Here is a 13917-nt window from a genome sequence, read left to right on the forward strand (position 1 = left end):
GGTCAGCGAGCATATCAACCTGCAACCTTCGTGCCCCACCACCCCGCTACAGTAGCTCGAGCCGATCCAGCCGTATCGTCGGCCCAGCCGTCGGCAGCCACGACGGTGAGCAATCCTCGTGCTACTTCGCCGCCGATCAGTCCGATTACCGTTCAAAAACGCGAGAAACGATAGGGCTTGGGATCGATGGTCGGGGTCGAACCCATCAGTATATCGGCGGCAAGTTCGCCCGCCGCCGGCGCCGTACCGAAGCCGTGTCCCGAGAATCCAGAGCAGACAATCAGTCCTGGAATTTCCGAGACCTGATCGATGATCGGCAGGGAATCGGGCGTCACATCCACTGTTCCTGCCCAAAGTTCCGCGATTTCGGCATCGTCGAAAATAGGCCAGGCCGCGCGCAGTGCGGCAAAGGCTTCGTGGATGGCGCCCTCGTCAACAGCGGGATCCTTGGTTCTCATGCGCTCAAAGGGTGAAATTCTTCCGGATTTCCAACGACGAGGTAGCGTTAGGTCGTCGATGAAGTCGCGTCCGAACGCCAGACGCAGATAGCGGCCCTGCGATCGAAGCGACGACAAATATTTACGCCCGATAAGCAAATGATCGAGCGTGATCGGCGCTTTGACGGCGCTGCGCTGGGTAATGACAAATCCACCGTCTGCGCGCTTGCGAAAAGAGAAATCCGGTCCGCCAACCGCGATCTCGGTGGGGCCATCCATGGGAACAGTGCGTGCCACGGAAACGGTGAGCGGCAGGGTCGGCAGGTCGATGCCGAGGTTCCCAAGGAAGCGCCGGGACCACAAGCCGCCTGCAAGCAGGACCGTATCGCAGCCGATTTCGCCGCGTTCTGTAACCACCCCGGTAACCCGCCCCGCAGAGCGGACGAGTGAGCGCACGGCACAATTCTCGACGATAATGGCTCCCAGCGCCATTGCAGCGCGCGCAATAGCCGACGCCGCGAGCGATGGCTCGGCGCGCCCATCGGACGGCGTGTATATACCGCCGGCCCAATTTCCCCGCCCCCCAGGCACCAGTCGATCGATCTCGCCAGGGGTCAGAAGGCGCGAGTCGAGATCGAGAGGTTCCACGGAATGGATCCAGGCTTCATGAGCCTCCATTTCTGCCTCGTTCCTGGCAAGAAAGAGAATGCCCGCTTCTCGATAGCCGACATCTGTTCCCACCCTTTCCGGAAGGCGAGCCCAGAGGCGATCGGACGCGACGGCGAGGGGCACATCGGCCGGAGCGCGACTCGTCTTGCGAATCCAGCCCTGGTTGCGTGACGATTGTTCGCCGGCGACCACGCCCTTCTCAAGCACGATGACAGGAATACCGCGCTCACTGAGTGTAAGCGCCGCGACCAGACCGACAATCCCGCCCCCGATGATGACTACAGGAACGGAAGACGGAAAATCCTCACAAGTTTGTACGGGCGCGATATGGGGTGCCACCAGTCCATCTTTCAAGTTGAACCGCAGACTGACTATTGAGCAGCGCGGCGTATAACCAAATGTAAATCTATATTTTTTTCACTTCTATATTGCCCTTTGAAGCCCCTCTATAAGCAGTGACTTCGACCTCGACCTTATAGTCTTTCGAGCTGAGCGGCGGACAGGTCAGAGTCATCGCCGGATCGATACCGCGAAACCGCTCTCCAATCTTGGCCATGACGGCCGACGTATCGGAGGGGTTCTGAATGAAGATGCGCGAGGCCACGACATCGCCAAGACTCGCATCGACCGCCAGCAGCGCGCGCTCGATATTGGCCAACACCTGCTCGGTTTGTTCGGTGACGTCTTCCGGAATCTCCTGTGTCAGAGGATTGCGCCCCGCGGTGTTCGAAACGAAGATCCAATCATCGACGCTGACGAGCCGTGAGTAGCTCGCCAGGTTCTCATATCGTGATCCCGTTTTGAGCTTCAAAATCTCGACCATATTAACTCCAATTCAAAAGGACAGATAATGCTGCGGAAACCAGAGAGGCGCAGCCGACGCTACGGGGTCACCGCAGAACTGGCGCATCCCAAAGATTGAGCGACTGTCCCAAACCGCGCGCAACGGCGTTGCGATAAACGACCGTGCCCCAAGCCACATCCTCGACAGGCATTCCGCCGACGGACAAGATGATGATTTCGTCGTCATTCTGGCGCCCCGGTGCTTCTCCGGCGACGATGCGGCCGAGATCCTCGAGATCGTCTTTTTCCATCCGGCCACAGGCAATCAAATCCATGAATTTCACACCGATAATCGGTATGATGTTGTGCGCGGGTTTGGGCAGTTCATCAAACCAGGCTTCGTAAAGACCAGTGTTATCGACGACCTTTCGAATGTCCTTGGCTTCCATCGCTTCGTCGATTTCACAGGTCGACGGCATCGCGAGAAACGCGCCCGGCTTCACCCATTCACGCTTGACGATCGGATAGGTGGCAGGGTCGCCGGCTGCGCCCGAACCGCAATAACTGATAACATCGGAACCGCGAACAACGTCCTCGATCGAGTCAACTACCTCAATATTTACGATCTGCGGCATGTCGGCCTTTAGCCAATCGAGAAAGCTTTCAAGACTCGCTTTGCCTCGCGCCTTGATCTTGATCGTGTCGATCTCGGGACAGACAGCACGCAACGCCATGAGGCTTGTCTTGCCCATGACGCCCGGACCCATCAGGCCGAAGACCTTCGAGTCTTTTCGCGCAAGATGGCGCGCGCCCACGCCCGGGATGGCACCGGTCCGGTAAGCGGAAAGAAGATTGGCGGACATGAAGGCGAGCGGTGCAGCCGTATCGGCATCGTTGAGCACGAAGGTCAGGATCGAACGCGGCAAACCCTTTTCCCGGTTTTCAAGGTTCGATCCGTACCATTTTACGCCTGCAGTGCGAAACCGTCCACCGAGGTAGGCGGGCATCGCCATGAAGCGGCGGTCGGCGGTCCCCTTTGGCATCTCAGGAAACGGCGAATTCTCCGGGAATAAAACCATCGCCCCATGGGAGTCGTTGTTCGCTCCCGCCATGCGGTAGTCCCCATGCCACAGCAGGCCGAACATCTCCTCCATGGTATCGACGCACATCGCCATGTCGGTCACACCGGCTTTGATCATGTCTTGCTCCGACAGATACAAGAAATCTATTTTTGCCGATTCAGTCATTATTTCACTTTCTACTTTGCTCAGGCGGCCATCCCGACGCCCTCAAAAGCGTCAATCGCGTCCATGGCCTTCAACAAATGGGCCTCAAGCCCTGCGAACATGCGCCGAACAATAATTCGACGCGCGTGAACATTATAGGGCGAGGCCATGCTCGGCGCTCGGCGCCCCACCCCCGTCCAAATCTCCGTCGCCGGGGTCCGGGTTACGATGAATCAACGATTGTCATCCACCTGCACATCAATTGAGTCGCTCGGCCAACATGATCAACTGAACTCAGTTTATTATACAATCGCGGAATTTATGATTATGTCAAATGAAAAGTCAGCGATCGCCCCGATTGTCGGTGCTCCAAATGCCCTTGGCGCTTCTGCTGCCAGGAACAGGGGATATCCCGTCTCGCGTGCCCGATGGCAGGCGCGCAGCACGGCAGCGAAAGTCGAGAACCGCCTGCCCCGAACTCGGAAAAAAGCGCAGCCGCCGGTGCCGGGCGATGCCACCGCATTTACACTGGGATCGCGGCCCGAGCGCACGACACCCGCCATCGCTGACCTGCAGGCCTATTCATCAGCAGGTTTGTCGCGCAAAAGTCACGGCCGGGGAGGCCTTGACGTGTCTTCGGGACTGCCATTCAGGAATCTGCCGGGATGCGGCCTCCTGTCAATTGGAAGCGCAGCCTGGCGGTCCTCCAGGGACTTTTGCTCGTATCGCCAAGGCGCATCCTTGCCGGTGGGGAGCACGCCGCCCGGCAACCAACGGACAGGGGTCGGACCGACATTACCCTTTGGGAATCTTTCAACCGAGAGATTCACAAATTATCCTTGATGAGAATTAATGCAGTTTATGAAGCTCTAAAGAGGCGATTGAAACAAAGCCACAGCGACGCACCCACGGCTGATCCGATTCGGCGCATTTACAACAGTTTACCAGCAATTTAGCTCATAAAATGCGCAATCCCCTCCTCGTGAAACATGCCTCGAAGATCCTTGTGAGAAAAATCATCACTTGCATAAATTAGTTGCGAATGGTGACGAAATTGCTACAAATTCGAGGCGTGCGCAGCCGAGTCGATCCCCACGAAGGCGAGGCTGCAACAGGTCTCGCGCACGACCGGAGGAGCAAGGAAATACGGCACGATCGACCCCTTAAGCGGCTAAGCGAAAGGTCCGTGATCCCATGCGGACAAAGCCCCCGGGCGCGCGCATCGGGGCTCCGACAATGGCGAGATCGGCTGCGTTTCCATCTGAGAGCGCGGGAGGGCGTGTTTCCATGACGCCTGTCATGAAACCCCAGTCATTCCGTCTGATCCCCGGCATGGAACAGGAATATTGTATGTCCGTTGGCATGCGCGCTGGAGACTTCCTGTTCATCGGCGGGCTCTTTGCGGCGGACGACGACGGCCATGCTATTCATGCGGATGACGCCGCCTTGCAGTTCAAGGTCATCTACGAACAGTTGAAGCATGTCCTTGCCGCGCATGGCGGCACCGCCGCCGACGTGGTGAGCGAAACGATTTATTATGGCTGCTCGGCCGAGGAGTACAGCGAGCGGCTCGTTCCGCACAGGCGCGCCTTCTATCGAGGGTGCAACGGTCCGTCGGTGGTGGGTGTGCAGGTCGCGGGCTTCATCGAGCGCGCGATCCAAGTCGAGGTCACAGCCATCGCCTATCTGCCGGCAGGCGTATGAGCGGATGAATTATGTCGATCGGGTCGGCCTGAAGGCAGCACCGAAACTCCGGGGTTCGCATATGCGATTCCGTGTAACTGAACTCTGAATGGAACGAACCATGCACGCTTATAAAATGCTCATAGATGGGCAGCTGGTCGAGGGCGCGAAAACGATTGAAATCGTCAATCCCGCAACTGGACGACCCTTCACGACCGCCCCTGCGGCGAGCGAAGACCAGCTCAATGCTGCGGTGGCGGCCGCGCGCCGCGCTTTTCCTGCGTGGGCAGCAACGCCTTGGGACGAGCGCCGGAATTGCCTTTTGCTGTTCGCGCAGCGGCTCGAGGAAGAGGTTGAAGACTTTGCCAACCTGCTTGTAAAGGAACAGGGCAAGCCGCTGGCGGAGGCGCGGTTCGAAGTTGGCGCCACCTTGCAGGGAATACGCTATTACGCCAGCGCCGAACTGGGTGCCGAAACGCGAAGCCACGCCAACGGCAGCTACGAGATTGAGCGCCGTCCGCTCGGCGTCGTTGCGGCGATTACGCCGTGGAATTATCCCCTGATCCTGGCGAGCAACAAATTCAGCCCCGCCCTGCTCACCGGGAACACGGTCGTCTTGAAGCCTGCGCCGACCACGCCGCTGACGAGCCTGGAGCTGGGTCGGTTGGCGTCCGAGATTTTCCCCGCGGGCGTATTCAATGTCATTGCCGACGACAACGATCTTGGCTCGATACTCACCGGCCATCCCGACATTGCCAAGATTTCCTTCACCGGCTCGACCGGAACCGGCAAGCGCGTGATGCATGGCGCTGCCGAGACGTTGAAGCGCGTGACGCTGGAACTGGGCGGCAATGACCCGGCGATCGTCCTCAAGGACGCCGACGTGGATGGCGCGGCGCAGGGCCTCGCCGCCACCGCCTTCCTCAACGCGGGCCAGATCTGTGCGGCCCCGAAGCGGCTTTATGTCGCCAACGAGATTTACGACGCCTTTTGTGAGCGACTCGTCGCCGCAGCCCGAGCATTGAAGCTTGGTGCCGGCGACGAGGAGGGGGTCACGCTCGGCCCAATCCAGAACAATATGCAGTTCTGCAAGGTTCGCGAGATTATCGAAGAGGCCGCATCCCAAGGCCGGGTTTTGACAGGCGGTCATATTGCCAACCGACCCGGCTTCTTTATTGAACCAACGGTGATCGCAGATCTCGACGACGAGGCCCGGCTGGTCGCCGACGAGCAATTTGGCCCCGTCGTCCCCGTTCTTCGCTTTTCGGATGAAAGGGACGCGATCGCGCGGGCCAATGCCGGCCCTTACGGTCTGGGCGCCTCCATCTGGTCGCGGGACGTCGGCAGAGCGCGCGTGCTCGCGCGCGATCTCGACGTCGGAACCATTTGGATCAATCAACATGTCGCCATTCAGCCCGACATCCCGTTTTCGGGAGCGAAGCAGTCCGGTGTCGGAACCGAGGGCGGCATCGAAGGCGTGCATGAATTTACTCGCCTTCAGGTAATCAACGCGGCGGCTTGAAGAGCCTGGCCATCGGATAACGGAAGAGGAAATGTCGTGACCACCGATTCGGAAAAGCAGCGACTTACGGCGAGCCAGGCTGTTGACAGGCGTTCGCTGATGAGGCTGGGTGCTGCTGCTGCCGGTGCGGTTGCGCTGGCGAGCTGCGCCAAAGAAAATCCGGAACGCGAGACACGCGAGGGCGGCGGCAAAGGCGGTCCCTATGACGTCGCCGTCATTGGCGCGGGTTATGCCGGCATAACCGCGGCGCGCGATCTTGCCGCAAAGGGGTGGCGCGTCGTGGTTCTGGAAGCGCGGCCGCGCATTGGCGGACGCACATTCACAAGCGAGTTCCTCGGTCGCAAGGTGGAGTTGGGTGGTTCGTCCGTTCACTGGGTCCAGCCACACGTCTTCGCAGAAATGCAGCGCTACGGATTCGGCTTCGACGAAGTTCCGCTCTACAATCTCGACGCATCCTATATCATGACATCGGACGGAACTGTTCACGACGTCGCGCCGGCGGCATTCGACAGCCTTTACAGCGACGCGTTCAACAAGTTCTGCGCCAACTCGCGCAGCTTGTTCCCGCAGCCGTACAAGCCTTTTGCCAATCCCGACGTATTGAAGATCGACGACACCTCGGCGGCCGCGCACATCGGGACGCTGGGTCTTGACCCGCTGCAGAGAGCCGCACTGAACTCAGAACTGGTGCTTTACGCCGGCGCACCGACCTCGGCTTTCAGCTATGCAAGCTTCGTCAAGCTTTTCGCGCTAGCTTCGTGGGATCCCTTCACTTTCACGGACTCGGAAAAGCACTGGCATATCGCCAATGGCGGCACCGCCGCGCTGGCCAAAGCAATCCTCGACGACAGCAAGGCCGATGTCCGGCTCGGCACAGTCGTGAAAGAAGTCGAGCAGAATGACAGAGGCGTCATCCTCCGGACCGCCGACGGTCACACGGTGGAGGCAAGAGCCGCGATCTTCACCCTGCCTACCAAGGTCTATCCCGATATCAATTTCAAGCCGGGACTGTCTGCCGCCAAACGCGCTTTCATCGACAATGGCGAAATGTGTGACGGCGCGACAATGTACATGCGGGTGAAGAAGAATCTCGGCAATACCTTCACCTTCTGCGACGATCCCAATCCCTTGAATGCCATTCAGACCGAAGAGTTCAACGACGAGGTCGGCACGATATTGAAGGCCACCATCGGACGGCAATCCCTGATCGACATGAACGACCAGGACGCCATTACCGCCGAGTTGCGCAAGATCCATCCCGGTGTCGAAGTCACCGACATCGCGCCATATAACTGGGTCAAGGATCCCTTCTCGAAACAGGGCTGGCCATCCTACAAGGTTGGTTGGTTCAAGAAATACAAGGATATGGCGAAGCCCGAAAACCGGCTGTTCTTCGCCGGTGCCGCCACGGCCGACGGCTGGCACGCCTATATCGACGGCGCAGTGGAAAGCGGAATCCGTGCCTGTCGGGAAGTGACCGAAAAGCTTGCAAGAGAGGATACAAAAAATGGATAACGCTCATATCGGCAAATATCGGCTGGCGTTGTTGACAGGCCTCTTACTGGCCGGAACAGCGGCCTGCTCGAAGCCATCGGAAGAAAGCGACAGCAGCAGTACGGAAGCCAGCGTGGAGACACCTGCCCCCGCCGCCGCGACTGGCAGCTATGCTGCGCTTGCCGCCGATGCGGGCCAGGTCGAGGCGGGCAAAAAATTGTTCAGCAACTGCGCCGTGTGCCATTCGGTCGATCCTGCGACGCCGTCGCCGGCGGGACCGCAGCTCATGGCGGTGGTCGGTCGCAAGATCGGCGGCGCCGCGGGCTTCCCCTATTCGCAGGCGCTTGCAAATGCGGGCGGCACCTGGACACCCGAAAAGCTCGACGCATTCCTGAAGGATCCGATGGCGGCCTATCCGGGCACATCGATGGCCTTTGGCGGGCTCGCAAAGGAAACCGATCGCAAGGCAATGATCGCATATCTCGCGAGCATTCCAGCGAAATAACGCCTCCCCTTCGCGCAACGAAGCTCCCCTGTGCCACCCGTTGCGCGATTGGGGGGCGTTATCTCAACTTGTTGATTCCGAAAGGAATCCTGGCACTCGTCTATGAAACCGGTACCGGCAGGAATTTTTTGAACATGAAAAGCCTATCAGAAATCGTCAGCGCCTTCATGGGGACATTCAACGCCGGGGATTATGAGGCGATGTTGGCGTTCATTTCCGACACCGCCGTCTATATCGACCCCCACGGCATCGAACATAAGGGGCGCGCCGCAATCGGCAATGCACTCGCTCCCGGTTTTGCGGTATCCGACAGCCAATCGCACTATCAGGTCACGTCGACGTTGACCGATGAAGAGCAATCCATCGCGCTCGTTACCTGGACCCTGCTCATAACGGCGCCGGACGCCACGGAATCCGCGATCGATGGCCTCGACATACTGCATGTCCGCGACGGAAAAATCGTGCGCAAGGACGCTTTTTGCAAAGCAGGCGACCTCGCCGTTCGGCAGATCGCCTGACCGGCCCAAATGCGCGACGGGAAGCATCCCGAAGCGGGCCATTTGAATATGCCGATCCCGTGCAGGGCGACCTGCCTTGTTGGAACACGGGAAACATTCAACCGGACAATCCGGGACCGACCAACGCGCCGATGGAGCGACTTATGCGAGATCCACGCTACGATATCCTCTTTGAGCCGGTACAAATCGGACCGGTCAGGACCAAGAACCGGTTCTACGTAGTCCCGCACGCAATCAGCATGGGCATGTCGTCGATGGACGAGATGGTCGCCTACCGAAAAACGCGTGCGGAAGGCGGATGGGGCGTGATTTGCATCGAAGAGACGATGATTCACGAAACATCGGATCATGCCCCCCTTCCCGATCCGTGTCTTTATCACGACCGACATATCGCGCCCATCGCGCGTATCGTCGCGGCGGTGAAGGAGCATGGTGCATTGGCCGGGGTCGAACTGGCGCACGCCGGAGCCTCGGGCCCGGCAGCCTATTATCGCGAGCACCCGCTGTCTCCGACCGCGAAGTTCCCGCATTATTTTAACAACCCGATTTCCGCCAGGACGATCGACAAGCAGGATATCGCCGATTTCAGGCGCTGGTATCGCGATGCCGCAGTTCGCGCAAAAGCAGCAGGCTTCGACATCGTCTACGTCTATTGCGCACATAATCTGTCCTTGCTGCAGGACTTTCTCGACACGCGAACGAATAAGCGGACCGATGAATATGGCGGCGTCTTCGAGAACCGACTACGCCTGCTTCGGGAAACGCTGTGCGACGTGAAGGACGCGGTTGGAGACAGCTGCGCGGTCGCCGTCCGTTTCGCCGTAGAGGATCGACGAAGAGCGTCGAACATCACCGCGCAGGAAGACGGCCGCCGGGTCGTAGAAGCCTTGGCCGATGTTCCCGATCTGTGGGACGTCAATGTGAGCGACTGGCCGTGGGACAGCGGCAGCAGCCGGTACTTCGAAGAAGGCCAGCAGGAGCCTTTTATCGACTTCGTGAAAAAGGTGACCAACAAGCCGGTGGTCGGCGTGGGGCGTTTCACGTCCCCCGATGCGATGGTGAGCCAGATCAAGCGCGGCATCCTCGATCTGATAGGTGCTGCCCGGCCATCCATCGCCGATCCATTCCTTCCGAACAAGATCGACGAGGGCCGCCACGACGACATCCGCGAATGCATTGGGTGCAACGCTTGCACCGCCGAGGTCATGACGTCGGTACGGATCCGCTGTACGCAAAACCCTTCTGCGGGCGAAGAGCATCTGATGGGCTGGCATCCCGAAAATGTGCCCCCTGCGGACGACCCTGAAAAGAATATACTGGTCGTGGGTGGGGGACCGGCTGGGCTCGAAGCTGCTCACACGCTGGCCCGGCGCGGTTATCAGGTGTCAATCGCCGATGCGGGTTCCGAATGGGGCGGCCGCCTTGTGCGCGAGCGTAAGATGCCGCGCCTGAGCACCTGGGGGCGCGTGGTCGACTATCGCGTCGGACAGCTTCAGACGATGGCGAATGTCAATATGTATCTTGAGAGCAAGTTGACGGCGGAGGACGTCGCGGGTTTCGAGGCTGACCATGTCATTGTGGCGTCGGGAGCGGCGTGGCGGCGCGACGGCGTTGGCCGCAATCACGACGAGCCGATACCGGGATGCGACCTTCCGCATGTATTCAGCCCGGAAGATATATTGAATGGGACGCTGCCCAGCGGCGAAGTAATCGTGTACGATGAGGACTATTTCTACATGGCCACGGTCGTTGCGGAACGCCTTGCCGCGGCCGGCTGCAAGGTCACCTATGTTACGACCGCAAGCGATCCCGCGCCCTGGACCCTGAACACCCTGGAGCTTGTTCACGTCATCAATTCGATGAATGAAATCGGCATCGAAATCGTCGTCGGGACATCGATTGTCAGCATTTCAGAGGGCCATGTCAAAACCAGTCGCCTGCTGACGGGTGCCGAACATATCCGAGCCGCCGATGCGGTGGTATTGGTGACGGGCCAGATTTCGGACGATAATCTCTATCATGAACTCGTCAAAAAGCGTGACGCTGGAGAAATAGTGTCCGTGGAACGTATCGGCGACTGCCTTGGCCCGGGACAGATAGCCCAGGCCACCCGGGACGGTCGAAAGGCCGGCATGCAGTTTGGCAGGCAGGCAAAGTGAGAAGGATGGGCTGGCGCCGGTCCACGATATGTCGGGACCCGCGACAAGCCGCAACGCAATGGAGAGCCCGATGAAAATCCTCGTGCCCGTGAAGCGGGTGATCGACTATAATGTGAAGCCGCGGGTCAAGGCCGATGGCACAGGTGTCGACCTTGCGAATGTAAAGATGAGCATGAACCCCTTTGACGAAATTGCCGTCGAAGAAGCGATCCGCATGAAGGAGAAGGGCGCGGCGAACGAAATCGTGGTGGTCTCCGTCGGGCCGGCCAAGGCGCAGGAAACGCTACGCACGGCCCTCGCCATGGGCGCGGACCGGGCCATCCTGGTGCAGACCGACGATATGGTCGAGCCGCTGGCTGTTGCCAAGATCCTTAAAGGCGTTGCCGACGAGGAAGAGCCCGGCCTCGTTATCCTCGGCAAGCAGGCGATCGACGACGACTGCAACCAGACGGGCCAGATGCTCGCCGCCCTGATGGGGCGTCCACAGGGCACCTTCGCCAGCGCGATCGAATATGAGGAGGGGCATCTGCGTGTCACCCGTGAGGTCGATGGCGGCTTCGAGACCGTTCGTCTCGCGCTGCCGGCCATCGTCACCGCCGATTTGCGCCTTAACGAACCGCGCTATGCTTCGCTGCCCAATATCATGAAGGCGAAGTCCAAGCCGGTCACAGTCAGATCTCCATCCGACTACGGGGTCGATATCGCGCCGCGCCTCACCGTCCTCAAGGTGTCCGAGCCTCCCCTTCGCCAGGCGGGTATCAAGGTGCCCGACGTCGAGACCCTCGTCGCCAAGCTCAAAGAACTCGGAGTAGCCTGATGCCCAAAATCCTCGTCTGGGTCGAACATGACAATGCCGCGATCAAGGATGCGACCCTCGCCGCCGTGACCGCGGCGTCGCAGATCGGCGAAATCCATCTGATTGTCGCCGGATCGGGCTGCGCGGCCGTCGTCCAGTCCGCGTCGCGGATCGCGGGCGTTGCAAAGGTCCATGTCGCCGATGACACCGCCTATGCCAATGCGCTCCCTGAAAATGTCGCGCCGCTGATCGTTGACCTTATGCGCCAGCACGACGCCTTTGTGGTGCCCGACACTTCCAACGGCAAGAATATCGCACCGCGCGTCGCCGCGCTGCTCGACGTCATGCAGATCTCCGACATTCTCTCGGTCGAAGGCCCGAAGACATTTACGCGTCCAACCTATGCGGGCAACGCCATCGCGATCGTCCAGAGCTCCGACGCCAAAATGGTGATCACCGTGCGCGGCACCGCATTTGCGAAGGCCAGGCCTGAAGGTGGATCGGGCTCGGTCGAAGCCGTTGCCGGCGGCGGCGATGCGGGCCTCTCCAGCTTCGTTGGCGCCGAGATCGCGTTGAGCGAGCGTCCGGAACTTGCGTCGGCGAAGGTCATTGTCGCCGGCGGCCGTGCCCTGAAGGATGCCGAGACCTTCAAGACGACGATCTTTCCGCTGGCTGATACACTTGGTGCGGCGGTCGGCGCCAGCCGCGCAGCAGTCGACGCGGGCTATGTCCCAAATGACTATCAGATCGGACAAACCGGCAAAATAGTCGCGCCGGACGTCTATATCGCGGTCGGAATATCAGGTGCGATCCAGCATCTTGCTGGGATGAAAGATTCGGGAACGATCATTGCGATCAACAAGGACGAAGAGGCGCCGATATTTCAGGTCGCCGACCTCGGTCTAGTCGCCGATCTGTTTGACGCTGTTCCCCATCTGACGCAAAAACTCCGGGGATAAAGATTTTTGCGCGTTGCGCGTTGCGCCCGGATCCAAAGGACCGTCATGTCGAAACCGATCAAGATTGTGGCACTTCTGACTGCTCGGCCCGATCGGCTCGAAGAACTAAGATCGCTCCTCGAGAACATGATCGGCCCCAGCCGGGCAGAACAAGGGAATCTCCGCTATGATCTGTGGCAGGACCAGACGACGCCGTTGCGGTTCGTGCTCGATGAGCTCTATGTCGACGAGGCTGCGGTCGCCGCGCATCGTCTTACCCCGCATTTCAAACACTATCTCACGGTAATCAACGAACTCGCTGACCGTATAGCCGTGGTTCTTGAGCCGATCCGAGTCGATTGATCCGATCTAACTCAAGCTTGGGCCTCTCAACCCCACGAGTCCATAATTCTGGGGCAATCTTCCCGAACTTGTCTTGCATCGATCGGACCAGCGCCGGAAAGCGATATGAGAATTCGTCGTTCTGTTGCGGGCGCGAAATGAGAGATTTTTTATTACTATTTCGATAGTTGAGGGCTATCGGGCGGCAGTCACCAGTTTGCGGCTTTCGAGCGCAAACAGCCCATGTTGAGACCGCTGGTCAGAAGCTTGCGCTTGGGCAGGGCAGTGCCTCCGAGGGGAAAGGCTCTGCCCCCGGCCTTGTCCGCGCACCTGCAATCGCGCCATCTCGCGATCGCCACTCCGATTTGGAGAGGGGCATTACCCCACTTTCCTGCGCCCTGCGCAGCCATTGCGCTTGCGCTGTCGCGGGAGGGAGAAATGATGACCAGAGGTTTTCCGCACGCTCGCTTCCTCCGACACGGAGGTTTGGGAGCTTTGTGCATTCCCCCGTTGCTCCTCGCGGGCTGTTCCTCACTCGGCTCGGCGATGTCGCCCTATAGCGAGACGTTCAGCTGCAAGAACGGCGATCATGGCCAATGCGTCCACCCCGAGAAAGCTTATGAGGATGCAAGCCAGGGCATAAGGTCGCGTTCAGATCCTGCAGTGACGGACGACAAGGATCTTCTCCGACCGCACCGCCTCCCAAATTCCAGGCGGGTGGTGACACGCCTCGAAGAGGAGACCCGGATCGGCAAGGGCGGGACCCTGGCGGCGCAGCTGTCGCGGCTCGACCTGATCGTGCTCGACGAGCTCGGTTATCTGCCGTTCGCCCGCTCCGGAGGGCA

13 protein-coding genes are annotated in these 13917 nt (G+C 59.5%); 10 read left to right on the top strand and 3 right to left on the bottom strand.

The genetic code is table 11. From position 1 onward, the window contains the following. Positions 1-152: 152 nt before the first annotated feature. From ACREB7_RS07695 to ACREB7_RS07705, 3 genes are all read right to left on the bottom strand, one after another. Positions 153-1445 (bottom strand): NAD(P)/FAD-dependent oxidoreductase, encoded by a 1293-nt coding sequence (locus tag ACREB7_RS07695; RefSeq protein ID WP_431591691.1) that lies wholly within the window; start codon positions 1443-1445, stop codon positions 153-155. Positions 1446-1512: 67 nt separating this feature from the next. Beyond that, complete coding sequence (locus ACREB7_RS07700) at positions 1513-1929, bottom strand: RidA family protein (RefSeq protein WP_431591692.1); 417 nt, start codon at positions 1927-1929, stop codon at positions 1513-1515. A 67-nt stretch (positions 1930-1996) separates the two neighbouring features. After that, the gene (locus ACREB7_RS07705; RefSeq protein ID WP_431591693.1) at positions 1997-3136 is read right to left on the bottom strand and encodes a tyramine oxidase subunit B; all 1140 of its coding nucleotides are present in this window, start codon (positions 3134-3136) and stop codon (positions 1997-1999) included. 1266 nt (positions 3137-4402) lie between these two features. On the opposite strand from ACREB7_RS07705, the gene ACREB7_RS07710 reads away from it, so the two are divergent. From ACREB7_RS07710 to ACREB7_RS07755, 10 genes are all read left to right on the top strand, one after another. Beyond that, complete coding sequence (locus ACREB7_RS07710; RefSeq protein ID WP_431591694.1) at positions 4403-4819, top strand: RidA family protein; 417 nt, start codon at positions 4403-4405, stop codon at positions 4817-4819. Positions 4820-4919: 100 nt separating this feature from the next. Then, the gene (locus tag ACREB7_RS07715; protein ID WP_431591695.1) at positions 4920-6320 is read left to right on the top strand and encodes an aldehyde dehydrogenase family protein; all 1401 of its coding nucleotides are present in this window, start codon (positions 4920-4922) and stop codon (positions 6318-6320) included. A gap of 36 nt (positions 6321-6356) precedes the next feature. Beyond that, the gene (locus ACREB7_RS07720) at positions 6357-7835 is read left to right on the top strand and encodes a flavin monoamine oxidase family protein (protein WP_431591696.1); all 1479 of its coding nucleotides are present in this window, start codon (positions 6357-6359) and stop codon (positions 7833-7835) included. Beyond that, positions 7828-8319 carry a c-type cytochrome gene (locus ACREB7_RS07725; RefSeq protein WP_431591697.1) on the top strand — a complete coding sequence of 164 codons (492 nt, stop codon included), beginning with the start codon at positions 7828-7830 and terminating at the stop codon, positions 8317-8319. Before ACREB7_RS07720 ends, ACREB7_RS07725 begins: the two co-directional genes overlap by 8 nt. Before the next feature lie 68 nt (positions 8320-8387). Next, positions 8388-8837 (top strand): nuclear transport factor 2 family protein, encoded by a 450-nt coding sequence (locus ACREB7_RS07730; RefSeq protein ID WP_431591698.1) that lies wholly within the window; start codon positions 8388-8390, stop codon positions 8835-8837. Between the two features lie 131 nt (positions 8838-8968). After that, a complete protein-coding gene (gene ndpC / locus ACREB7_RS07735) occupies positions 8969-10996 on the top strand; it encodes a 6-hydroxypseudooxynicotine oxidase (RefSeq protein ID WP_431591706.1) in 2028 nt (675 codons plus the stop codon). Positions 10997-11066: 70 nt separating this feature from the next. Next, entirely contained in the window at positions 11067-11813 is a 747-nt protein-coding gene (locus ACREB7_RS07740; RefSeq protein WP_431591699.1) for an electron transfer flavoprotein subunit beta/FixA family protein, read from the top strand. Further along, on the top strand, positions 11813-12751 hold the full coding sequence (locus tag ACREB7_RS07745) for an electron transfer flavoprotein subunit alpha/FixB family protein (protein WP_431591700.1): 939 nt from the start codon (positions 11813-11815) through the stop codon (positions 12749-12751). The genes ACREB7_RS07740 and ACREB7_RS07745 overlap by 1 nt, the downstream gene beginning before the upstream one ends. 45 nt (positions 12752-12796) lie before the next feature. Further along, positions 12797-13093, top strand: coding sequence for a putative quinol monooxygenase (locus ACREB7_RS07750; protein WP_431591701.1), 297 nt, complete (start codon positions 12797-12799; stop codon positions 13091-13093). Positions 13094-13558: 465 nt separating this feature from the next. Further along, positions 13559-13917: TraV family lipoprotein (locus tag ACREB7_RS07755; protein ID WP_431591707.1), on the top strand; the 359-nt coding region annotated here is incomplete at its 3' end.

Origin of the sequence: Sphingopyxis sp., from assembly GCF_050725615.1 — a bacterium.
GTDB lineage: Bacteria > Pseudomonadota > Alphaproteobacteria > Sphingomonadales > Sphingomonadaceae > Sphingopyxis.

Coding starts and splice junctions, on each gene's coding strand:
- ACREB7_RS07700 (WP_431591692.1), bottom strand. CDS start 1,929: ATGGTCGAGATTTTGAAGCTCAAAACGGGATCACGATATGAGAACCTG.
- ACREB7_RS07705 (WP_431591693.1), bottom strand. CDS start 3,136: ATGACTGAATCGGCAAAAATAGATTTCTTGTATCTGTCGGAGCAAGAC.
- ACREB7_RS07710 (WP_431591694.1), top strand. CDS start 4,403: ATGACGCCTGTCATGAAACCCCAGTCATTCCGTCTGATCCCCGGCATG.
- ACREB7_RS07715 (WP_431591695.1), top strand. CDS start 4,920: ATGCACGCTTATAAAATGCTCATAGATGGGCAGCTGGTCGAGGGCGCG.
- ACREB7_RS07725 (WP_431591697.1), top strand. CDS start 7,828: ATGGATAACGCTCATATCGGCAAATATCGGCTGGCGTTGTTGACAGGC.
- ndpC (WP_431591706.1), top strand. CDS start 8,969: ATGGAGCGACTTATGCGAGATCCACGCTACGATATCCTCTTTGAGCCG.
- ACREB7_RS07740 (WP_431591699.1), top strand. CDS start 11,067: ATGAAAATCCTCGTGCCCGTGAAGCGGGTGATCGACTATAATGTGAAG.
- ACREB7_RS07745 (WP_431591700.1), top strand. CDS start 11,813: ATGCCCAAAATCCTCGTCTGGGTCGAACATGACAATGCCGCGATCAAG.
- ACREB7_RS07750 (WP_431591701.1), top strand. CDS start 12,797: ATGTCGAAACCGATCAAGATTGTGGCACTTCTGACTGCTCGGCCCGAT.